General features: G+C 44.0%; 23 protein-coding genes. 13 read left to right on the forward strand and 10 right to left on the reverse strand.

What is annotated here, in order from left to right; all coding sequences use genetic code 11:
• Positions 1-345 precede the first annotated feature (345 nt).
• The 3 genes from DBZ36_RS01255 to DBZ36_RS01265 all read right to left on the reverse strand — a co-directional run bounded on the left by DBZ36_RS01255 (position 346) and on the right by DBZ36_RS01265 (position 2,534).
• Positions 346-585 (reverse strand): TIGR02922 family protein, encoded by a 240-nt coding sequence (locus DBZ36_RS01255; RefSeq protein ID WP_233558072.1) that lies wholly within the window; start codon positions 583-585, stop codon positions 346-348.
• Positions 586-754: 169 nt separating this feature from the next.
• On the reverse strand, positions 755-1,369 hold the full coding sequence (locus DBZ36_RS01260; RefSeq protein WP_158589006.1) for a flavin reductase family protein: 615 nt from the start codon (positions 1,367-1,369) through the stop codon (positions 755-757).
• 49 nt (positions 1,370-1,418) lie between these two features.
• Complete coding sequence (locus DBZ36_RS01265) at positions 1,419-2,534, reverse strand: pyridoxal-phosphate-dependent aminotransferase family protein (RefSeq protein ID WP_120353117.1); 1,116 nt, start codon at positions 2,532-2,534, stop codon at positions 1,419-1,421.
• Between the two features lie 575 nt (positions 2,535-3,109).
• Here DBZ36_RS01265 and DBZ36_RS20575 point away from each other — a divergent pair.
• Positions 3,110-3,331 (forward strand): DUF1127 domain-containing protein, encoded by a 222-nt coding sequence (locus tag DBZ36_RS20575; RefSeq protein ID WP_199711749.1) that lies wholly within the window; start codon positions 3,110-3,112, stop codon positions 3,329-3,331.
• Between the two features lie 222 nt (positions 3,332-3,553).
• The gene (gene miaA, locus DBZ36_RS01275) at positions 3,554-4,474 is read left to right on the forward strand and encodes a tRNA (adenosine(37)-N6)-dimethylallyltransferase MiaA (protein ID WP_120353118.1); all 921 of its coding nucleotides are present in this window, start codon (positions 3,554-3,556) and stop codon (positions 4,472-4,474) included.
• A gap of 26 nt (positions 4,475-4,500) precedes the next feature.
• On the opposite strand, the gene DBZ36_RS01280 is transcribed toward miaA, so the two are convergent.
• Together DBZ36_RS01280 and DBZ36_RS20805 are read right to left on the reverse strand one after the other, a co-directional pair.
• A complete protein-coding gene (locus DBZ36_RS01280) occupies positions 4,501-5,745 on the reverse strand; it encodes a cellulase family glycosylhydrolase (RefSeq protein WP_120353119.1) in 1,245 nt (414 codons plus the stop codon).
• 44 nt (positions 5,746-5,789) lie between these two features.
• The gene (locus tag DBZ36_RS20805; protein WP_120353120.1) at positions 5,790-6,053 is read right to left on the reverse strand and encodes a DUF3624 family protein; all 264 of its coding nucleotides are present in this window, start codon (positions 6,051-6,053) and stop codon (positions 5,790-5,792) included.
• A 136-nt stretch (positions 6,054-6,189) separates the two neighbouring features.
• On the opposite strand from DBZ36_RS20805, the gene DBZ36_RS01290 reads away from it, so the two are divergent.
• From DBZ36_RS01290 to DBZ36_RS01300, 3 genes are all read left to right on the forward strand, one after another.
• Complete coding sequence (locus DBZ36_RS01290) at positions 6,190-6,426, forward strand: YheU family protein (RefSeq protein WP_120353121.1); 237 nt, start codon at positions 6,190-6,192, stop codon at positions 6,424-6,426.
• Positions 6,404-7,381, forward strand: coding sequence for a hydrolase (locus tag DBZ36_RS01295; protein WP_120353122.1), 978 nt, complete (start codon positions 6,404-6,406; stop codon positions 7,379-7,381). The genes DBZ36_RS01290 and DBZ36_RS01295 overlap by 23 nt, the downstream gene beginning before the upstream one ends.
• A gap of 105 nt (positions 7,382-7,486) precedes the next feature.
• A complete protein-coding gene (locus DBZ36_RS01300) occupies positions 7,487-8,356 on the forward strand; it encodes a phosphoribulokinase (RefSeq protein ID WP_120353123.1) in 870 nt (289 codons plus the stop codon).
• Here DBZ36_RS01300 and DBZ36_RS01305 read toward each other — a convergent pair.
• Positions 8,353-8,757, reverse strand: coding sequence for an OsmC family protein (locus tag DBZ36_RS01305; RefSeq protein WP_120353124.1), 405 nt, complete (start codon positions 8,755-8,757; stop codon positions 8,353-8,355). The two genes, DBZ36_RS01300 and DBZ36_RS01305, sit on opposite strands and share 4 nt — an antisense overlap.
• 230 nt (positions 8,758-8,987) lie before the next feature.
• Here DBZ36_RS01305 and crp point away from each other — a divergent pair, with 230 nt between their 5' ends.
• Positions 8,988-9,626 (forward strand): cAMP-activated global transcriptional regulator CRP, encoded by a 639-nt coding sequence (crp, locus tag DBZ36_RS01310; protein WP_120353125.1) that lies wholly within the window; start codon positions 8,988-8,990, stop codon positions 9,624-9,626.
• A gap of 391 nt (positions 9,627-10,017) precedes the next feature.
• Positions 10,018-11,040 carry an L-glyceraldehyde 3-phosphate reductase gene (gene mgrA, locus DBZ36_RS01315; protein ID WP_120353126.1) on the forward strand — a complete coding sequence of 341 codons (1,023 nt, stop codon included), beginning with the start codon at positions 10,018-10,020 and terminating at the stop codon, positions 11,038-11,040.
• A gap of 9 nt (positions 11,041-11,049) precedes the next feature.
• On the opposite strand, the gene DBZ36_RS01320 is transcribed toward mgrA, so the two are convergent.
• Positions 11,050-12,909 carry a sigma-54-dependent Fis family transcriptional regulator gene (locus tag DBZ36_RS01320; RefSeq protein WP_199711750.1) on the reverse strand — a complete coding sequence of 620 codons (1,860 nt, stop codon included), beginning with the start codon at positions 12,907-12,909 and terminating at the stop codon, positions 11,050-11,052.
• A gap of 282 nt (positions 12,910-13,191) precedes the next feature.
• Here DBZ36_RS01320 and DBZ36_RS01330 point away from each other — a divergent pair, with 282 nt between their 5' ends.
• From DBZ36_RS01330 to DBZ36_RS01355, 6 genes are all read left to right on the forward strand, one after another.
• Complete coding sequence (locus DBZ36_RS01330) at positions 13,192-14,298, forward strand: ABC transporter ATP-binding protein (RefSeq protein ID WP_120353128.1); 1,107 nt, start codon at positions 13,192-13,194, stop codon at positions 14,296-14,298.
• A complete protein-coding gene (locus tag DBZ36_RS01335; RefSeq protein WP_120353129.1) occupies positions 14,285-15,388 on the forward strand; it encodes an ABC transporter ATP-binding protein in 1,104 nt (367 codons plus the stop codon). The genes DBZ36_RS01330 and DBZ36_RS01335 overlap by 14 nt, the downstream gene beginning before the upstream one ends.
• A complete protein-coding gene (locus DBZ36_RS01340) occupies positions 15,381-16,244 on the forward strand; it encodes a carbohydrate ABC transporter permease (RefSeq protein ID WP_120353130.1) in 864 nt (287 codons plus the stop codon). The genes DBZ36_RS01335 and DBZ36_RS01340 overlap by 8 nt, the downstream gene beginning before the upstream one ends.
• Positions 16,245-16,255: 11 nt before the next feature.
• Positions 16,256-17,056, forward strand: coding sequence for a carbohydrate ABC transporter permease (locus DBZ36_RS01345; RefSeq protein WP_120353131.1), 801 nt, complete (start codon positions 16,256-16,258; stop codon positions 17,054-17,056).
• 11 nt (positions 17,057-17,067) lie between these two features.
• Entirely contained in the window at positions 17,068-17,340 is a 273-nt protein-coding gene (locus DBZ36_RS01350) for a DUF2160 domain-containing protein (protein ID WP_120353132.1), read from the forward strand.
• A 74-nt stretch (positions 17,341-17,414) separates the two neighbouring features.
• Positions 17,415-19,139 carry an ABC transporter substrate-binding protein gene (locus DBZ36_RS01355; RefSeq protein ID WP_120353133.1) on the forward strand — a complete coding sequence of 575 codons (1,725 nt, stop codon included), beginning with the start codon at positions 17,415-17,417 and terminating at the stop codon, positions 19,137-19,139.
• A gap of 63 nt (positions 19,140-19,202) precedes the next feature.
• Here DBZ36_RS01355 and DBZ36_RS01360 read toward each other — a convergent pair whose 3' ends face one another.
• From DBZ36_RS01360 to astA, 3 genes are all read right to left on the reverse strand, one after another.
• Positions 19,203-19,994 (reverse strand): DUF1338 domain-containing protein, encoded by a 792-nt coding sequence (locus DBZ36_RS01360; protein WP_120353134.1) that lies wholly within the window; start codon positions 19,992-19,994, stop codon positions 19,203-19,205.
• A gap of 82 nt (positions 19,995-20,076) precedes the next feature.
• Positions 20,077-21,546: a succinylglutamate-semialdehyde dehydrogenase gene (gene astD / locus DBZ36_RS01365; protein WP_120353135.1), complete on the reverse strand. Its 1,470-nt coding sequence runs from the start codon at positions 21,544-21,546 to the stop codon at positions 20,077-20,079.
• A gap of 9 nt (positions 21,547-21,555) precedes the next feature.
• Positions 21,556-22,590, reverse strand: a complete 1,035-nt coding sequence (gene astA / locus DBZ36_RS01370) for an arginine N-succinyltransferase (protein ID WP_120353136.1) — start codon at positions 22,588-22,590, stop codon at positions 21,556-21,558.
• Positions 22,591-22,725: the final 135 nt, after the last annotated feature.

Genomic DNA, 22,725 nt, shown 5'->3' on the forward strand with positions numbered 1-22,725 from the left:
TTGATGTCAACCGCTAATTTCAAGAAAGTTTGCAGTTTTCATCCCGCTGGTTTGAAGCGAGCTTCTAATACCGTCCTGAGCCGTTGCATCCCTCTCTATCCCTTATGGAACAAGGAGTGGCTGCCGCGTTTCAGTGGGGTGCATTATAGGGATCACACTTTGGAGCGCAAGGCTTTTTTGTGATTTATATCGCCTTTTAGCTCAAGCGCTCACAAAGCCAACAATTCGTTGATTGTTTAAGCGTAAAGCAGCGCTAAAAAAAGAAAAAGTACATGAAACCGCAAGTCGATAGAGATTATTGTGGATAGAACTTAGGAAAGACTAAAGTTAAAGGCTTACATCCGGCTATGCTTGTTCATCAAGTAGTATGAAGTTGTCGAGGTCAAGGTTTCGGTCACCGATACGGTTAAGGATCTCTACTTTTCCATCACAAATAGCAATAATTGATTTATCGCGCTTGAACGATTCGGGAACAACAACTCGCCCGTTTGGCTTTTGTTCAAGCTCGAGTACTTTATGAAAAAGCTCAAGAGAATTGTCCATATAATAGATAACGGTTACTTCACGTATTTGCTTTTGCCCCACCTGTACCTCTTATTTTGTGATTCACAATCATCTAATGTTTTGATTGGTGAATATAGCATGGCTATGTTCAAGTCTAAATAGTCATCTATCTACAGAACAAAAGTGTCAGCAATGATAAATATTCGTAAACAAAGAATAGTGGCCTAAGTCAAGGTACATTCAAACAAGCTTACATTGGTCGCTTAATTGTAAGCGAATGACCGTTTACCCAATAATCACTGCCACCTAATCGGCCCAGAGGATCAAGCCCAAGATGATCAACCTTAAGTCGCTGATCAGATTTCGATACGATACTAGACTCAAGGTACGCCGTTTTTAATTCGATAAAAACTAAGTTCTGTTGTTGGCGACCAATAGTCTGGTGCAAATGAAGCTCGCCAGCTAATGCTATTTTGCTATTCTCAATGCGCGGTAGCGCAAAACCCTCGAAGTCTACTAGCTTAATATTCTGTGCATTAATCTCGGAATCATTTGGCTCTCGGCTACGCGATGACTCCGTCACTTCAGCAGCATGTTCAACACTAGGTATATGTATCGTAACTTTTTTGCTTCTTTGAATATTGTCCAGGGTATCTTTTTGACGTCCATCAGGCCGTTGACCGATGGACAACATAATAAGAGGAGGATCCGAACACACCGCATTAAAGAAAGAAAACGGAGCCAGATTATAGCTTTCAGAATCTTGATTTTCGGTGAGTACCCATGCGATAGGACGAGGCACGATCACTTGAGTTAATAAATGGTAACTTTCGTTAGTACTTAATGAATTTAAATCAATAATCATAAAACTGACTCCAACTTGCTGATCTTGCGAAAGATCAGCAAGTAACAATTTATAGCACTTCGCGCAGCGCCGCCAAACACAGACTAACATTCTCTGTTCGAGCAGCGTAGCCCATCAATCCAATTCGCCATGCTTTGCCAGCAAAAGCCCCTAAGCCTGCACCTATTTCCAAATTGTATTCGTTTAGTAAGCGCGAGCGGATCAAGGCGTCATCCACCCCATTTGGAATTGCAACGGTGTTTAGCTGAGGCAAACGATATTTTGGATCAACGATAAACTCAATACCCATGGCTTCTAGCCCATCTCTTAACACCATGTGTTGTTGTTGATGTCTATTCCACGAGTTTTCAAGTCCCTCATGATGGAGTTGAACTAACGCTTCATGCATTGCATATAAGCTGGTTACTGGCGCAGTATGATGATAACTGCGTTTTTGGGTACTACTCCAATAGTTCATCACTAAGGTATGATCTAAAAACCAACTCTGAACTGGAACTTTTCGCGCATTGAGAACGTCTATCGCCGCCGGAGAGAAACTGACAGGAGACAAGCCCGGTATGCACGACAAGCACTTCTGACTACCAGAGTAAACAGCATCTATTTGCCATTCGTCGACTTTTAACGGCACTCCGCCTAATGAAGTCACAGCATCGACAATCGTTAAACAATTATAGCGTTTTGCAATCGCACACAAGGCCTGAGCATCTGAGCACACCCCGGTTGATGTTTCAGCGTGTACAAAGGCTACACACTTCGCATCCGGGTGTTGCTGGAGCGCTAACTCCAACTTGTCCTCACTCACCGGACTACCCCATGGGTCTTCTACAACAATGGCTTGTGCCTGGCAGCGTTCAATATTTTCTTTCATGCGCATACCAAACACACCGTTTATACACACGATAACTTTATCGCCGGGCTCAAGAAGATTTACGAAGCAGGTCTCCATGCCCGCAGAACCAGGCGCTGAAACTACGAAAGTATTGGCATTTTGAGTTTGGAATGCCAATTGTAACATCTGCTTAATTTCATCCATCAGCTTTAAAAACTGTGGGTCGAGGTGTCCTACTAGAGGTTTGCTACTAGCCAATTGAACTTGGGGAGAAATATCACTAGGCCCAGGGCCCATTAAGGTACGTTGTTGAGGGAAAAAAGAAGTGTAGGTCATCGAGCTATCCTTATCTGTGGTGCTTTATTATTATGTTTATGCTGCGACGTATGAGAAGGACCTCATCGGAGCAGTCAGAATAACTTTAACATTGTTTTAACCTCCGTGTTAACCCCGATTAAAATTACAGCAGTTCATGCATTTATGCTAAAAAACCAAAGCCTCGAATTTGAGTTAGAATAAATAAGTCAAAACAAAAACACAAAAATTTAACACTAACAATACAAATTAGCAGCAAGCCGCTTAACATCTAGTCAACAGCCCTAGTCAAACGCGTCAATAAACTTGTTTTTACAGACGAATATTCACTCATGACCAGAAAAAGATAAAAGACCCTTAAAACAGTGCATTACGAACACTACACCAGCAGCAAATCGGCTTCAAATTCAAAATTAATGAATAGTTATTCAATAGTATCCCAGTGCTGTGATTTTGTGTTCATGAAACTAAGTATTAGGTTCAAACCAAAACCAAAATGGATTAGTAAAAGTAATCTGAAAATGGAATTTATGTCATTTGATCCTTATCCATTCTCTGACTAATATACAAACAACAACGAATATGAGGAACGGGTTATGAACACTTCTACAGCAAATGTACAACACACAGAAAACACAGTATCTATCTCAAATGCTAAAAGCCTTTTAGTACGTATGCATGACATCGGCGAAACTTGGCTAAAACGTCAAAAGACACGCCGTCAGCTAGCGCAAATGCCAGCTTACTTGTTACGTGATGTTGGTCTAACAGAAGCAGATCGTTATAGCGAGAGCCGTAAGCACTTCTGGCAAAACTAAAGTCTGTGCATGGAAGCCCGTTCTGAGATGCGCTGTAAGGCGTATCTCGCACTTTAGTTATCCCCAGTTCACATCGTTCTCCCTTTTGCCAAAATAACCATTGCATCCAATCTCAGCTTGAGAACATCAATAATCTTTGTAAACCCTTAGCTTGCTATCCCTATTGCCACGCCTAACAATTTGCTAAACTCCAAACCGTCAGTTGCTTTATTTGAGTCTATTTTGTCTGCTTTTAATCTTATAACCATTTTAGGTCCTACAGCTTCAGGAAAAACATCCTTAGGTGTATCTCTTGCTAAGCAAATTGGCGGCGAAATTTTGTCTGCTGATTCTAGGCAGGTATATACCGGCTTAGATATAGGGAGTGGCAAAGATTTAGCCGAATTTGGCGACGTTCCCTACCATTTGATTGACGTGGTTAACCCTGGTGACGAATACAGCGTATTTCGATACCAGCAGGATTTTTTTGAAGCCTATGCGCAAGTAAAAAACCATAACAAGGTACCGATAATGGTGGGAGGGACTGGTTTATATATCGACGCAATTACCCAAAATTATCAATTGACGCAAGTACACGAGAACCAAGACTTACGGGCAGAGCTTGCAACAGACTCTTTGGAGCAACTGCAACAACGCTTAATTAAGCTCAAACCCGAGCTACACAATGACACCGACTTACTTGTGAGGCCACGCTTAGTAAGAGCGATAGAGATTGCTGTTTTCGAACAACACAATCCAAAGGCAAGTAAATCGAAATTCCCAAGCATTAAGTCTTTGTTGATTGGCATACAATGGGATCGAAGCGAACTACGTAAGCGAATAACCCTTCGTCTAAAACAACGTTTTGATGAAGGACTGATTGAAGAAGTCCAAGATCTGCACCATCAAGGAGTTAGTTATGAAACTCTTGAGTTCTACGGTCTTGAGTACCGCTTAGTTGCCCAGTATTTACAAGGACAACTTAACCAAAATGACCTACAACAAAAACTAAACTCCAAAATCCATCAGTTTGCAAAACGACAAGATACTTGGTTCCGAAAAATGCAGCGACGTGGTGACCACATTCATTGGCTTGATCCTAGCCAAAACTTATGTGAACAGGCCACTATCATTATTGAACAGTCTAAGGTCGAAGGTCTTTAGAAAGCTAAAAGTAGTTGTCGTTTTAACTAAGAGCAATCCAACTTAAGTTGTTTGGGTCCCAGCTTAGTAAAAAAGTTGCCATGGTCATCAACTGATAATTGAACGCCTCGTTGCGTAGGCCATGTCCAATTCAACCAGCCCGTAAACCCAAATTCACATGAGCGTATCAACCATTGTTGAAGCTGGTTTATCTGTTCTAATTGCGAAAGACCGTGCGCGTCAACAAAGCCATACTCACCCATAATAATCGGTTTCTTGTAGTGCTTCTTAAGATTGAAATATTCGATATAGCCATCAAAATCTAATTGGCTATCAGGGTAAAGGTGAAGATCAACATAATCTAATTGTGAGTTTTCGAGCGCACTGAGCACGACTCCATTCCATATGCTATCACTGGCGAAAAAGCCAACGCTAACCAATGCTCCGTGATCAACAAACTGTATTGCATTTCTAATTTCCTGACTCCAATACAAGAAGCTATCGATGGCTAATTTCCTTTTCTCAGCAACGACGCTCAGATCATAAGTTTCACCATTAGCAGCTCGATACTTTCCGACCGAACTACTCGCAGGTTCTTGGTCGTTACGATATACAAATTCATTTCTTATTTGCCAAGAAAATACAGTATTTAGATTGACCCCGAGTTGTTTTAAATTAGTAATAACTTGTTTCCAAAAATCTTGTTCTAGCCTGATCAGTTGGCTATCCAAATATTGGGTGTTTGACCACCAAATATCAGATTCGTGTTTGAGAACTGCACCGTATAAGGTAGACGGTAGTTGATCTAACGTAACAATCACTCGAATATTATATGAGCTAGACAACTGCAAAAAGTTAGCTAGGTTTGCCATATAGACGGCTGAAAGTTCACCGCTTAAGGTGACAATACATTCTGGATTGATAAAAACTCGAACAATATTGTAGTCAGCTGAGCTAAGTAAGCGCAGCATTTTAGTTGCTTCTCGTTCACTATACTTAGTGTCGTTGAAAGTACTGTGATAAGACACCCCGAGCGTCAAACACGGTTCGGTCAGCGCTTCGACATGTGTATAGTTATAACCTCGTGGCATAAACACAGTTTGGGTACCAGACAAGAAAAATTGAGGCTTATTTTTTAAGCCATTTTTTATTTCAATTTTTGGAAAGGATTGCTGGCGAACAGAAGCTTGAATGTAGTTCGCACTCGAATGAGCATTGAACACCGATATGAGTAAACATGAGACAACAAGTAAAAAATGTCGAACGGCATTCTTTGTCTGATCGAGCCCCATTGAACATTCCTTTGATTTGAGACCAACATTGCTAGCGCATGAAACTAACCAAACAGGCCGCTAGCATCTTTGATCAGTCTCAAGTAGATGGCCACGAACAAATGCGCCAGCCATAAGCCTATAAAACAAATGCTAATAACAGCTACCGCGCTTTGATAAACGGCTATGCTAGTGTCCCAATAAATGTATATTAGACTAAACAAAAGTACACCAATGCTAGACCACATAAAACACTGTCGACAACGACCGAGTTTTTGCCTAAACCAGGGGCTTTGGCATTGTCCACAATCTGTTTTAGAATCTTGCATATTAACCTTGTTACAAAGAACTTACGGCGAATTGGATTATCTCAGTTATGTATGCGTTTGCGAAGCCAAGACTGAACTCGACTTAAGCCAGTAATACGATAAGCTGCATACAATCATAAAATATGAGTAACCATGAATGATTATACCCTGGCGAGAACTTGAAGCTGAGACTCTTCACAATTTGCTCGAAAGTATTGTACTACGTGAAGGCACCGACTACGGAGAGCTAGAGCTAAGCCTTGAGCAGAAACTATCTCGCCTACGCCAACAACTAGAATCTGAGCAAATTGTTTTAATGTATTCAGAAACTCACGAAAGCGTAAATGCCGTGGCTAAGGATCAAGTGAACTTTGCAAACAACGCATCAAATTAGAACTTACCAGGCACCAATTTGGGCCAAGAATCCTCATTTTCAAACCATCGCACCGCGTGTCTTGTGGCGCCGAAGTAAAGCACGCTTACAGTGGCAGCAATTTGAATTGAACGATGGCGATTTTGTCGACCTTGCATGGCAAAACCAGTTTGCCAATGATGATACGCGCCCTATTCTCTTACTTTTACATGGACTGCATGGTTGCGCTGAATCGCCTTATATTAAAAGCTTGATGCAGGTCAACGCTCAGCTAGGTTGGCGGATGGTGGTCATGCATCAACGCGGTTGTAGTGGTCGAGCCAATCGTTTTTGGCGCAGTTACCACAGTGGCGAAACCGATGATCTTGGCCAGGTTGTTCAAATGATCAAACAGCGCTTCCCACTAGCACCGCTATTTGCAGTTGGTTACTCGATGGGGGGAAATATCCTACTAAATTACCTCATTGGTGAGCCGAAAAACCCTATTCAAGCCGCAATTAGTGTCTCAGCTCCCTTGAAATTGGGGGCTTGTGCGGATGCTATCAACAAAGGTTTTTCAAAAGTTTATCAGCGTTATCTCATCTCGCTAATGCGCAGCTCTCTTGTTTCCAAGCACCGCTCTCACCCAAACAGAATAGAGCACCTCAAGTTACGAAATTCGAGTACGTTTTGGGATTTCGACAATGTATACACAGCCCCGGTACATGGTTTTGTAGATGCTGCCGATTACTATCAACAATGCAGCCCAAAAACACGTATGGCCACTATTAAAACTCCCCATCTAGTTGTTCATTCTCAGGATGACCCGTTTATGAATCACGAGGTTTTGCTTGAGCCAACGCAGGTTTCAAGTCATGGCCAGTATTTGTTAACTCAATCCGGCGGGCATGTCGGGTTCTTAGAAGGGGAAATGAATCGCCCTCAGTCTTGGTTGAATCACGTTATTCCAAGTTATTTCAAGTCTCAGCTTGAATAAGCCTAAGCATATCACTCAAACATAGGCTTGCTTGACCAAGCCTGCTTCCGGCCTCACAATGCCAAGTCAGAATAGAGCCAAATTATTTACTTCAAGGAAGAATGAATGTCTGCTAAACACCCTATAATTGCGGTAACGGGCTCCTCAGGCGCGGGGACCTCAACCACGAGCGAAACCTTTGCCCACCTGTTTCGTGAACATAAGCTAAACGCAGCATTTATCGAAGGCGATAGCTTCCATCGCTATACTCGCCCCGAAATGGATGTCGCTATTCGCAAAGCACGTGAACAAGGCAAGCACATTAGCTATTTCGGCGCAGAAGCAAATGACTTTGAATTATTGCAAAACTTTTTTCGAGAATACGGTCAAACGGGAGGCGGGAAATATCGTCGTTACCTACATACCTTCGATGAGGCCGTTCCTTACAACTTAATGCCTGGCACCTTCACCCCATGGCAGGATGTTTCAGAAAATACCGATGTGTTGTTCTATGAAGGCTTACATGGAGGCATTGTCGACAAAAATTACAACGTGGCTGCACATGTTGACCTATTAATCGGCATGGTGCCAATAGTCAATTTAGAATGGATTCAGAAACTGGTTCGCGATACATCAGAGCGAGGCCACTCGCGCGAAGCCGTTCAAGAGTCAATTGTGCGCTCAATGGATGACTATATAAATTATATTACACCACAGTTTTCTCGCACCCATATTAACTTCCAGCGCGTCCCGACGGTTGATACCTCTAACCCTTTCTCAGCACGAAGTATTCCTAGCCTAGATGAAAGTATGCTAGTGATTCGATTCCGCGGGCTAAAAAATGTCGATTTCCCGTATTTGATGTCGATGATAGACGGTGCGTATATGTCTCGCAGGGACACCATTGTTGTACCTGGCGGAAAAATGAGCTTCACTATGGAGCTCATTTTAGCGCCAATGATTCAGCAACTGCTGGAAACAGGTAAAGTCGGCTAAGCCGCGACTGTTTCAAAGCTGTGAGTGATTTCACAAGCTTTGGCTAGCATCAACGAGACTGAGCAATACTTTTCCATAGACAGATCGACAGCGCGAGCAACGTGCTTCTCGCTGAGGTCTTTTCCACTGACTACAAAGTGCAGATGAATGGCCGTGTATACGCTCGGCACACTGTCTGCACGGGTACCTTCAAGTTCAACTCGACAGTCACTTACAGCCTGGCGAGCTTTCTCTAGAATCGAAACAACATCAACTGAACTGCATCCACCAGCTGCCATTAGGACTAATTCCATAGGGCTTGGGCCAATTTTGCCTTGATTACCGTCCATTACAATTTTATGTCCGGATTCAGATACCCCTGTAAACTGTAGTTCTTTTGACCATGTTACTTGTGATTTCATTATAAAGTGCCTTAAATTAGATCCATCGCACAATTTCAGCATGAAAATGGCGTAAATGCTAAACGTTTAATCTAGGTCAAGTATCTTAATCTACCTGCGCCATAACATGCTTACTTAATTTTAGTGTTGCAGCGGCTGCGTAAGCCGAATATGCTAGAGCAGTAACTACAACATAAATTATTACTGAAATTTCATTAATAATGCACAGAACCAATAGGAATACTATAAATATGGTAATTGGCAAACCTCAAGCTGATCCAGTCATGGAATGGTTTCTCTCCCACTGTCACATCCATAAGTACCCATCAAAGAGCACTTTGATCCACGCTGGAGAAAAAGCTGAGACTTTATACTTCATCGTTAAGGGCTCTGTTGCCGTATTGATTAAAGATGAAGAAGGCAAAGAGATGATCTTGTCCTATCTGAATCAAGGTGACTTTATTGGTGAACTAAGCCTATTTGAAGATTCAGAGACACCGGTTCGTACCGCTTGGATCCGAGCTAAAACAGGCTGTGAAGTTGCAGAGATTTCGTTTAAGAAATTTCGACAACTGATCCAAGTGAACCCTGAAATACTAATGCGCCTAGCATCTCAAATGGCAAAACGTTTGCAAGTGACTAGTCAAAAAGTAGGTGATCTTGCCTTCTTGGATGTAACTGGTCGTATTGCTGAAACGCTACTTAATTTGGCGAAACAACCAGATGCGATGACTCATCCAGATGGTATGCAAATTAAGATTACGCGCCAAGAGATCGGTCAAATTGTTGGCTGTTCTCGTGAGACGGTTGGACGTATTTTGAAAATGCTTGAAGAACAAGGGCTGATTACAGCCCATGGTAAAACTATCGTTGTCTATGGCACACGTTAGTCACAAGCTTTTTTAATAACAAAAGCCGCTTAATGCGGCTTTTTTTTTGATTAATTAACTAGCAATTATTCTTTTTTGCTTGACCCGGTGGACAAAAACTACCATTTCCTGAATTGCTGCCATCCTTAGAAGCCTTAATTGTTACGTCTCCAACTTCCCCTTCAACATTCGTCAATTGACAAGCACTTAGAGTTAAAAAAGAAGCGATAATAATACCTTCATGCACGAACCCTCAAATAATAATCGCACTAGTGGAACAAAATCTCTAACCGTAAGTAGGTACTAAAAAATAAATCGTGTCTTGCTCCGATATTTTAAAGTTGAACCTAGGCTCAACAATTCAGTTCTGGCATCCTTAGTCGAATCCCCTTCCAATGAGCAGATTTTTGTTATGCAGATCAACGATAAATCACCAGCTGGACATTACCTACCAAAGCAGCAACGCTATCAAAACATGCAATTTCGCCGTTGCGGAAACAGTGGTGTACAACTTCCAGCCCTTTCTCTCGGGCTTTGGCACAATTTCGGTTCCATCGACAGTTTTCAGAATGCTAAGCAAATCGCTCGGGCCGCTTTCGATTTAGGTATTACCCATTTTGATTTAGCCAATAACTACGGCCCTGAATATGGAAGTGCTGAAACCACTTTTGGACAAATTCTGAAACAAGACCTAAAACCATTTCGAGACGAGTTGTTTATCTCAAGCAAAGCCGGATATGACATGTGGCCGGGTCCATATGGGTATGGCGGGTCTCGAAAGTACTTGATGGCTAGCTTGGATCAGAGCTTACAACGTATGGGCTTAGAGTACGTCGACTTGTTCTATCATCATTGCCCTGACCCCAATACACCTCTAGAAGAAACCATGGGAGCACTAGACACCATTGTGCGCTCTGGCAAGGCCTTGTACGTGGGAATATCCAATTATCCCCCTAAACTTGCACACAAAGCGATTAACATACTTAGAGACCTTGGAACGCCCTGCTTAATTCATCAGGCCCGCTACTCCATGTTAGATCGCTGGGTTGAAGACGGATTACTAGAAGAATTGGAGTCTCAACACGTCGGCTGTATCGCTTTTTCACCGCTAGCACAGGGGATGCTAACAGACCGCTACCTAAACGATATTCCGGCGGACTCACGAGCCGCAAAAGATAAAAGCTACTTGGGAACGCAACAGGTGCTACAACATCAGCAAAAGATTAGAGCACTCGATAACATCGCTAGTGATCGCGGACAAAAATTATCACAAATGGCGTTAGCATGGTTACTCCGTGACACCAGAGTTAGTTCGGTGTTAATCGGTGCTAGCAGCGTCAGTCAACTACAAGACAATATGGGTGCCATCGACAACTTAATTTTTAGTGATAGCGAATTGGCCCACATAGAACGGATCCTTGCGGAACAAGAGTAAGCTTCGCGACTAAGCTTCGGGATCTAGTTTGGCATTGATTCCAAAACTACGCAGTCGTTTATAAACGGTGTTACGGCTCACATGCAGCTGTTTCGCCGTGAGACTCACATTACAACGATTGGCAAAGTAAATTTGGGCAAAAGCGTCTCGTTCTTGGTCTAGGTTGCCGTCGATATCTGTAGCGCCTAGGTTTAACTGGTCAACATACTCAATGATATCAAGCTCTAAGTGTTCAAGTTCGACTTGTTCATCGATAGCCAAGGCTAGCGCCACTTCAAGAATACTGCGTAGCTGACGTATGTTTCCAGGCCAATGATAGACAAGCAAATAACTCATCACCTCTTCACTCAAAGAGGCCCTTGCGTGGCTGCTGAGCTTGTCGAAGATATTTTCAATTAAACGACGCTTATCTAGTCGCTGCTTTAACGAAGGAAGTACAATTTGTAGGCCGCAAATTCGATAATACAAATCTTGACGAAAACTACCCTCAGTAACTGCCGTTTTAAGGTCTTTGTGAGTTGCCGTTATTAGCTTAAAGTCAACCGTAAACGACTCAACACTACCAAGCGGAGTAACTTGTTTTTCCTGCAAAACTCGTAATAAACGAGCTTGAACAGAAAGCGGCATATCACCTATTTCATCTAAAAATAATGTGCCCCCAGCAGCTTGCCTGATTAGGCCGATATGTCCTTTGGTATTTGAGCCGGTGAAAGCCCCTTTGGCATATCCAAAAAGCTCGGACTCCACTAAATCTTTTGGAATGGCTGCGCAGTTTATCGTAACCAATTCGCTTTCACTGCGCCGACTAGAGTTGTGTAGAGCTCGCACAAAGACCTCTTTACCAACCCCGGTTTCTCCCCGAACTAAAATCGGAATGTCTTTGTCCATCACCCGTGAAGCTTGAAAAACTGCTTTATCCATAATTGGATCGCCAAGCTTAAGTTGCTCTAAAGAGGACTTATTTGGTTTAGCAATTTTAGGTTTTCGAAACGCTACACTGGTACTTGTTCTATCGTGTTCTGGAATATGTAGCTGGGCATAGAAACGACATTCCTGGCGACATTGTAGCTGGAAAAAATGGGCTTGCGAGAGTGATTCCAATTGAGTGAGACTTAAACCAAACAAGCGATCAATCGGTTCACCAACAATTGATCCTTCTAACAATTGCTCTGCTCTTCGATTAACTGCAATAACACATCCAGCGTGATTAATAACCATCAATGCGGACCACTGACTATCAATATTGTCAGGACTAGTGTTAAAGGTTAGGCAATAATTAAGTCGCTGATAAAAAGAGCTAATGAGATGGTTTTCAACCGCTTGAGACATGAGTCGAACCATTCCCAAAGTATGTGATTGAGGTAAAAACGAATCACTTGAAATATCTATAACCCCAACCAATTGTCGATCTATTCCAAAAATAGGTGCGGCAGCACCATTCATAAATCTATTCGCGCTTAGGAAATGCTCATCTTGTTGAATTTGAACTGGTGTCTTTGTTTTCAATGCGGTACCAATGGCATTAGTACCAAAACATTGCTCTTGCCAAGAAATGCCGCTACGAAATAGTGCTTGCTTTGAGTTGGCAAAACTAGGCTTCCCCCATTGCTGTAATACCGTGCCTTGTTTGTCAGCAAGTACCACCTGGCTTGAGCTGTTTACTAATAGATTTTCATAGCACGGTAAAACTTGGTGGTGAGTGGTTTGAATGAGTTTGTCGTGTTCATCTACCAGCACTTTTAAGTGGCTACCCTCGAGCTTCTCAACGATTGGTTTTGTGTCGTGATCAAGACCAATATCTCGACAGCGTTGCCAAGACTTTTGAATTATTGATTGATGCTGGTCTTGCTCTAATATTTCTGATTTCACTCGTTAGTCACCCGCGCTTTCGCGCATTTTTTGTTCGAAAACACCCAATCAATCTGGCACAGCTTTCGCTTTTGTTCAAAGAGCAGTTAACAAAATGTTCACATTGATCACAAAAAGTGAACACTTTATTTTGAATGCCAAACAACAGGTTTCTCTCTAAATGATTGTTTTTAATAAACTTAATGGCAATCTCGAAATCTGGCACCATTTTCGCAATTAGCTTCAGCAATCTACGAATCTTATTTCTAATCGAACAAGTGCTGAACAGGAGTTGGTAATCGAATGTCCTTAGAACTAAAAAACGTTAGCCGTTTTGTTGATGGGCAATATCACATTCATCAAGTATCGCTCAGGTTTGAGCCAGGGAGTTTCAATGTTCTCTTGGGCCGTACTCTTGCAGGTAAAACCAGTTTAATGCGACTTATGGCAGGACTAGACAAACCTAGCCAAGGCCGCGTGTTTATGGATGGTGAGGACGTTACAGATCAAAGTGTTCAAAAACGTAATATCTCTATGGTCTATCAGCAGTTTATTAACTACCCCAACTTAAGTGTCTTCGAAAACATCGCATCACCGCTTCGACTCGCAGGAGAAAACGAAAGCCAAATTAAAGAAAAAGTATATCAAACCGCTGAAATGCTGCGCATTGTTGAGTTTCTTAACCGCTTCCCGCTTGAGCTTTCGGGAGGACAACAACAACGCACGGCCATGGCCAGGGCCTTGGTGAAAGACGCCAAGCTGATTTTATTTGATGAACCTTTGGTTAACTTGGACTACAAATTACGCGAAGAGCTACGCCAGGAAATGCGCGAACTATTCTCTCGCAGAAATACCATTGCAGTTTATGCAACCACCGAACCAAACGAAGCGCTGGCACTCGGTGGAACCACCACTATTTTGCACAAAGGACAAGTGGTTCAAAGTGGCCCTACAGCACAAACCTACCACCAGCCCTGCAACGTTACTGCAGCAACGCTATTCAATGAGCCACCAATCAATCTGCTGGATGGAAAAATCAGTCAATCAGAAATATCCCTCAGCGAAGGCGTCCACTTCCCGCTTAGTTCTGAGCTAAAGAGTCTCGAACAGGGTAACTATCGATTCGGTGTTCGCCCTAGCCACATCAGTTTATTGCCTCGGCAAGATGATGATTTGGAATTAAGTGTGCAAGTCGAACTTGCCGAAATTAGTGGTTCAGAAACCTTCCTACACGTTAAAAATGGAAGCTTTAACATTGTGATGCATGTCAGTGGCGTGCATAGCTACAACGTTGATGAGCGTATCAAAGTTTATATTTCTGTTCACAAGTTACATATCTTTTCTGCCGCAGGTGAGCTCATTCAAGCCCCGCGCCTGAACTCTCAAGGAAGTGCACATGGCCGAAATTAAGCTGCAATCATTAGCGCACAGTTACGATAAAACTGCCGCTGAACCCAGTTATGCCATCCGTGAGATGACACATACCTGGGAGCAAGGCGGTGCTTTTGCATTGTTAGGTCCTTCTGGCTGCGGAAAATCCACCCTCTTGAATATCATTTCCGGCCTATTGAAACCCTCTGACGGTGAAGTTCTATTTGACGGCCGCGTTATGAACGATGTCAGCCCTCAGGAACGTAACATTGCGCAAGTATTTCAGTTCCCTGTTGTCTACGACACCATGAGCGTCTATGACAATTTGGCATTTCCACTGCGCAACATGGGAACCAAAGCCGACAAAGTTGATAAAAAAGTCCGAGAAATCGCGCAAATATTGGAACTAGACTCGGTGCTCAAACAAAAAGCCTTCAATTTAAGTGCCGATGAAAAACAAAAAGTGTCTATGGGCAGGGGCTTGGTGCGAGACGACGTGTCTGCAATTCTTTTTGACGAACCGCTCACCGTTATTGACCCTCATCTCAAATGGAAGCTGCGTCGAAAACTGAAACAAATTCATGAGCAATTCAAAATAACCATGGTGTACGTCACTCATGACCAGCTAGAAGCGTCTACATTTGCTGACAAAATTGCCGTGATGTACGACGGCCAGGTCGTGCAATTTGGGACACCTAGAGAACTATTTGAGCGACCAAACCATACCTTTGTTGGCTACTTCATTGGCAGTCCTGGTATGAACTTGCTTCCAGTGAGTTTCAAAGACGAACACCTATTGTTTCAAGGTCACAGCCTACCCATTAGTAAACACGAGCTAGATGCATTAGCTGGTTCAAATTCCAAGAACGTGAAGATCGGAATACGTCCCGAGTTTATTCACGTCTGGGAACACGCCCAAGAAAATGCCATGCAAGCAGAGGTTTTGCACTTAGAGGATTTAGGTAGCTACAAAATTTTGAGCTTGCGAGTTGGCACTACCGATTTAAAAGCCCGGTTACTTGAAGACCAGAAAGTTCCTGAACATCAAGCGTACATCAGTTTCCCTGAGCAATGGCAAATGCTTTATGTGGATGAATACCTCGTTGCTAAGGAGAATAGCGATGCTTAAACCCTATACCAATAAGGCATGGTTTCTTGTTTTGCCGGTATTTCTGCTGGTCGCGTTTAGCGCCATCATCCCCTTAATGACCGTTGTTAACTATTCAATTCAAGATATCTTTGACATTAATACTCGCTACTTTGTTGGCACCGAATGGTATCGAGAAATCCTAAATGATCAACGGCTTATCGACTCGCTAGTACGGCAGTTTTTGTTCTCCGGCGCGGTGCTAGCCATCGAAATTCCGCTAGGTATAGCGGTCGCCTTAATGATGCCAACTCGAGGTATTGGTTCGGTTGCTAGTCTGATTGTTTTGGCGGTTCCCCTACTTGTCCCGCTTAACGTTGTCGGCACAATTTGGCAGATTTTTGCACGGGCGGATATTGGCTTGTTTGGTTGGGCGCTCAATAGTCTAGGCGTGGATTACAACTACGCAGCTAATCCAGTAGATGCATGGTTTACGGTGCTACTGATGGACGTATGGCATTGGACATCCTTAGTTGCCTTACTGTGTTATTCGGGACTACGCGCCATCCCTGACGCCTACTACCAAGCCGCTCGAATCGACCGAGCGAGTCGCTGGGCAGTATTTCGCTATATCCAACTGCCAAAACTCAAAAGCGTGCTTTTGATAGGCGTGTTACTGCGCTTTATGGACAGTTTCATGATCTATACCGAACCCTTTGTCTTAACCGGCGGTGGCCCAGGTAACTCCACCACATTCTTGAGTCAGACACTTACAAAAATGGCGATTGGTCAGTTTGATATTGGCCCAGCAGGTGCGTTCTCAATTATTTATTTCTTAGTAATTTTGCTGCTCAGTTGGTTGTTCTACACCCTCATGACTCGCAATGACGCCAAGTAAAGGAATTTCAAATGAGTAAAACCAAAAATATAGGCATGTCGGCATATATCATATTTTTGTTATTGCCTATTTACTGGCTGCTAAACATGTCCTTTAAACATAATGACGAGATACTAGGCAAGCTCAGTTTCTGGCCGCAAAGCTTCACGCTGCATAACTACCAGGTCATATTTAGCGACCCAAGCTGGTACATGGGCTACGTCAATTCGATCTACTACGTCTTGTTAAATATGGTGATTACTTTAGCGGTTGCATTGCCCGCCGCTTACGCATTCTCTCGTTTTCGCTTTATGGGTGATAAGCACTTGTTCTTTTGGTTGTTGACCAACCGAATGGCGCCACCCGCTGTTTTTCTATTGCCATTCTTCCAGCTGTATTCCTCGGTGGGCTTATTCGATACCCATATCGCCGTGGCTTTAGCCCATTGTTTATTCAATGTGCCGCTAGCAGTCTGGATTTTGGAAGGCTTTATGTCAGGGGTACCTCGGGAAATTGACGAGACAGCCTACATTGATGGCTATAGCTTTACTCGATTTTTTACTCGGATATTTATTCCATTAATCCGCTCCGGCATTGGGGTAACGGCCTTCTTCTGCTTCATGTTTAGCTGGGTAGAACTGCTACTCGCTCGAACATTAACATCGGTCAATGCTAAACCCATTGCAGCGGTTATGACGCGAACTGTTAGCGCTTCAGGGATCGATTGGGGAGTACTGTCTGCGGCAGGGGTACTCACTATTGTCCCGGGAATTCTGGTGGTTTGGTTTGTCCGTAATCATGTGGCTAAAGGTTTCGCGCTCGGGCGCGTCTAGGAGATACAAAAATGGGATGGATGGCATGGACTCTACCCTCAGCAATATTTTTTTCCACGATCGGCTGCATGTTGGTTGGTATGACGATCTGGGAATTACGTTCGCCTTCGATTTCTCGACGGGGGTTTATTCCCTTGGAGACAAGCCGTGGCGATAGACTTTTCATTAGCCTATTGAGTAGCGCATTTATTCATTTGGCTTTTGTTGGCTTCACCGACTTTTCCCTACTCGTGCCACTAACAATCGCCATTATTTGGTTATTGATAGTCATGAAATGGGGTTAAGGAAATGAAGCACCAAACTAGCAGCCTTCATGCGGGAACGAGACTGCGCACTACACAATCACAAGGATAGAATTATGTTGAAACACCAAAAGCTGCAACTTCAGCTAAAACCGGTCGCGATGGCTTTGCTCATTGCCGGGTTTAGTCAAGCAGCGTTTGCCGATCAATACAGTGATGCGGCACAGCAATGGGCAAATGACGAATTTGTTCCATCAACACTTAGCCAAGCGCAGCAGCTTGAAGAACTACAATGGTTCATCGAAGCAGCTAAGCCCTATCGGGGCATGGAAATTAATGTCGCTTCAGAAACCATTACTACGCATGAGTATGAAGCAAAGACGCTTGCCAAAGCGTTTTTCGAAATTACCGGCATTAAGATTAATCATGACTTAATTCAAGAGGGCGATGTGGTTGAAAAGCTACAGACCCAAATGCAATCGGGTCGTAATATCTATGACGGCTATATCAATGATTCAGACTTGATCGGTACTCACTCGCGCTACGGACAAGTGGTTCCTATCTCAGACATGATGGCGGGAGACAGCAAAGACGTCACTTTGCCAACACTTGATATTGAAGACTTTATTGGTATCAGCTTCACAACTGGACAAGATGGTAAAATATACCAATTACCAGACCAACAATTTGCCAACCTATACTGGTTTAGAGCTGATTGGTTTGAGCGCGATGACCTTAAAGAAAAGTTCAAAATGGAGTACGGCTACGAGTTGGGTGTTCCTCTAAACTGGTCTGCCTATGAAGACATAGCAGAGTTCTTCTCAGAAAAAGTGAAAACCATTGATGGTCAAACTGTCTATGGTCACATGGACTACGGCAAGAAAGATCCTTCACTGGGATGGCGCTTTACTGATGCGTGGTTGTCTATGGCTGGTGCTGGCGACAAAGGTCTTCCAAACGGTCTTCCTGTGGATGAATGGGGTATCCGCGTAGAAGGTTGTCAACCGGTAGGTTCGAGCGTCAGTCGCGGCGGAGCAACCAACGGTCCAGCCGCCGTATTTGCAACCGCTAAATATGTTGAATGGCTGCAAAAATACGCCCCACCTGAAGCGCAAGGCATGACCTTTGGTGAAGCAGGTCCAGTTCCTGCCCAAGGAAATGTCGCGCAACAGATATTTTGGTATACCGCATTTACAGCTGATATGACCAAGCCTGGACTACCAGTTGTGAACGAAGACGGAACACCAAAATGGCGTATGGCTCCATCGCCACGTGGCCCGTATTGGGAAGAAGGCATGAAACTAGGCTATCAAGATGCTGGTTCTTGGACTTTCCTTAAATCAACACCATTGGATCGTCGTCAAGCTGCGTGGCTTTATGCACAATTTGTGGTCTCCAAAACCGTCTCTTTGAAAAAGACATTGGTTGGTTTAACCCCAATTCGTGAGTCTGATATCAACTCGCAAGCAATGACTGACGCCGCGCCTAAACTAGGTGGACTGGTTGAGTTTTACCGCAGTGATGCACGCGTACAATGGACCCCAACCGGGACCAACGTACCTGATTATCCAAAACTGGCTCAGTTATGGTGGCAATATGTCGCAGAAGCTGCAAGTGGTGAGAAAACACCGCAGCAAGCAATGGATGGTTTAGCCGCCGCCCAAGATAAAGTTTTACAACGCTTAGAACGAAGTAAAGCTCAAGGTGCTTGTGGACCTAAACTCAACGAAGAGAAAGATCCTGAGTTTTGGCTTAGCCAAGCTGGCGCGCCTAAAGCCAAGCTTGCAAACGAAAAACCACAAGGCAAGACAATTGCCTATAGCGATATGTTCAGCAAATAGACTGATCTAAACGCAACAAAAAGGGCCCGCAATGCGAGCCCTTTTTTATGAATCTAAATGATACTAACGCGCGTTGGTACTGCTAAATATTTGATCTGCGCTTGCGGCAACAAAGCCTTGATATAGCTTTCCACTGTCATTGGGATAACGACGCGCAAACTCATAAAAACAACTTGGGATCTCGTGCTCAGCATCGCTAAAACTGATTCTGGCTTCATCAGCAAGGGTTGCTGACTGCTCGAGTAATACCTCTGGCGAACCTTTGATCTCTCCACCTCCAACATTAAGTTGGTATCCAGCGGCTTTCAAGGCTGTGTTAACCTGCTCTAAGCTGTCGAAGTTTGGCAGTTGATTCACATTAACAGTAAAGTGATTTGCTCTATAACCCCAGGCTGCAAACCATGCTGCATACTCACTTTCGTTCAACAAAGCCTGATAGTCCGTAAAGCTTATTTCCCAAGCTCTGCCTGACCAAAGCACACTCGGCTCACTCAAGCACTTTACATCAAAGTTTTGCAGCAGCTTAGCTAGCAATGCTTGAGTTTGCTCACTGAGTAAATCAACACAAAGTTCGCTGATAAATACTTTCGGAACCTTTGGGTCTGGGTGCAAGTAGTAATGCGCTCGCAGCTTTTTACTCTCAAAATGATAGGCATCAGCTTGCTTAAACCCAGCATCAATAAAATGCTGACCTAATACCGCCTCCCCCATACCAGGTAGGTTTAATGTGCGCAGAGCTATATGGTCATTTATTATTTCATGACCATGACCTAAGAGCTGGTGAATTGCTTGCGCGCTTGGCGTCACCTTCAAATACTGATGCCATAGAGCATCAAAAATTTGTTGTTGCTGCATCCTTGCCTCCGATGTTGCTGTGATTCCGATGAGTAAGGTAGCTCGGGTTAAACGAGCTTAGTTACCCCTCCAAAAACTGAACTCAAAACTTCAATCCCGGGCTTAATGTACTTGGTAGTTCGCAGCGCTCAGCTTCCATCGATGCAACCGGATAGGCACAATAGTCAGCGGCATAAAGCGCACTAGCACGATGATTGCCAGAAGCCCCAACGCCCCCAAAAGGAGCTGCGCTAGACGCGCCAGTGATGGGTTTATTCCAGTTTACAATGCCAGCTCGACTGCGGGCTAGGAAGTCGTTCCAATGCAACTCGCTATCACTAATTAGCCCAGCAGACAAACCAAAACGAGTATTGTTAGCGATGTGAATTGCTTGATCCCAGTCTTGGTAGCGGATCACTTGCAGTAAGGGCCCAAAGTACTCTTCGTCTGGTAAGTCTTGAATATCGCTTACTTCTAAGATACCCGGCGAAACAAAGCCAGTACGTTGGTCGAGATGCCGCAGTTCAACAATAACCTTTGCCCCCAATTCTACAAGGTTCTGCTGGGCAGCGACCATACCCTGCGCGGCTTTTACGCTTATCATAGAGCCGATAAATGGCTGCTCAGGCGCGTCGTAATGTCCTAATTCAATCTTACTGGTTAACTCTTGCAAGCGTTGTAGCAGCTTATCGCCCCACTCACCACTTGGCAGGAGCAGACGACGAGCACAAGTACAGCGTTGCCCAGCCGACACAAAGGCACTTTGAATAATGTCATGAACCGCCGCGTCGATATCGCCAACTTCTTCCACAAGCATCGGGTTATTTCCACCCATTTCAAGTGCCAGGATTTTCCCTGGTTGGCTAGCATATTGCTCATGCAAAATGTGGCCTGTATTAGAGCTCCCGGTAAAGAAAAGTCCATCAATGTCAGCATGACTTGCTAGCGCTTTACCGGTCTCAATTTCGCCTTGAACCAAGTTAAGAACCCCCTTGGGGATGCCAGCTTCTTGCCACAGCTTCACGACCATTTCGGAAGTCATTGGTGTGAGCTCAGAAGGTTTCAAAACGACTGCGTTTCCGGCAATTAAAGCCGGTACGATATGTCCATTTGGCAAGTGCCCTGGAAAATTATAAGGACCAAAAATGGCCACAACACCATGTGGCTTATGACGCAATACGGCTTTGGCTATAGGCAGCTGGTTGCTTTGCTCGCCTGTGCGCTCAAAGTAGGCTTTTTCGGAAATCGCTATTTTGCCAATCATGGCTGCTATTTCAGTTCGCGTTTCCCAAAGCGGCTTTCCGGTTTCGCGAGAAATACATAAAGCTAAGGCTTCTTTATCACGCGTTAGTAATTCGGCAAACGATTTACATACTGCAACGCGCTGTTCAACGCCCATCTGAAACCATGCAAACTGCGCATTTCGCGCAGCTTTTACAGCCGCATCCACTTGCTGTGCATCGGCTGCATGGCTCGACCAACAACTCTCATTTTTAGCGGGATCGATAGAGTCAAATTTTGCAGCAGAGCCTGCTAGCCATTGCCCATCAATAAATAATCCTTGTGCACTCATGCTAAATCCTTATTCGTGTTCATCATGGCGCAATGCGCCGCAGCGAAGCTCATCGCCTTCGTTAACTTGTAATATCGCTGCTGTATGAGCATCGATGATAATGGTTTGTTCAAACTCGTCGCTGATGACTTTAGCGCAACAAGCGCGAAAATCTTCTACCTTGGTATTACTAACCAACTGATCTTCACCTTTCTCAATGTTGCCAATGATCACCTTCAGCAGACGCGAGTTTCGAATAGATTTAATTCGGGAGAAAGAGCTCTGAACGGTAGGCCCCGCGTCAAAAATGTCGACATAGCCATGTTTGTCAAAACCTTCGGCTTCGAGTAAACGCAGAGCTGGTCGGGTTTTTTCATGGACTTCACCAATCACCGCTTGCGCCTCTTTACTCAGTAGACTGACGTAGATAGGGTATTTAGGCATGAGTTCTGCAATAAACTCTTTTTTACCAACACCGGTTAAATAGTCCGCCGTTGGAAAGTCGACACTAAAGAAGTGCTCCTGCAACCACTCCCAAAACGGAGAGCTGCCCTGTTCATCCGATACACCTCTCATTTCAGCTATTACAATATCGTCGAAACGATGCTTGTGCTGCGCCATGAACAAAAAGCGAACTTTGGATAACAAGCGCCCATTCACTCCTTCACGGTGAGACTCGCGTAGAAATAAAGTACACAACTCGGATACGCCAGTGTAGTCATTGGTTAGGGTTAAGGTATCTACCACATTGTAGACATCTAAGCTTTTGGATGCATGTACAACTTTACCCAAATGATAGGTATAAAAAGGAGATGCCAAGCCAACGGAGGCATCAATTGCAGTTGTACCTACCACTTCTCCCGTTTCGCTATCCTCAGCCACCATTAGATAACTTTGATCGCCAGCCGTTTTAGCATCGCCAGCAAATGATTTTATAGAATGGTTAATTTTTTCGCGTAGTAGTGGCTCATCAACGGGCAATGAAGTGAAACCCACACCGGACTCCACGGACATCTGTAACAAGGCTTGAAAGTCTTTACTTTGAATGGGTCGAATAAACAACATCGCCATATCTCCCTATCTGAAGCACAATCCCTCGTAGCAGCCAAGATATGCTGTTTATTGCTACTAGGGTTTTGTCAAAACGCAATTCAATATGAAATCACGTCAATGCTATAGTACTGATTAGAACAAAGGGCC

It is taken from the genome of Alginatibacterium sediminis (genome assembly GCF_003610775.1).
Lineage (GTDB): Bacteria > Pseudomonadota > Gammaproteobacteria > Enterobacterales > Celerinatantimonadaceae > Alginatibacterium > Alginatibacterium sediminis.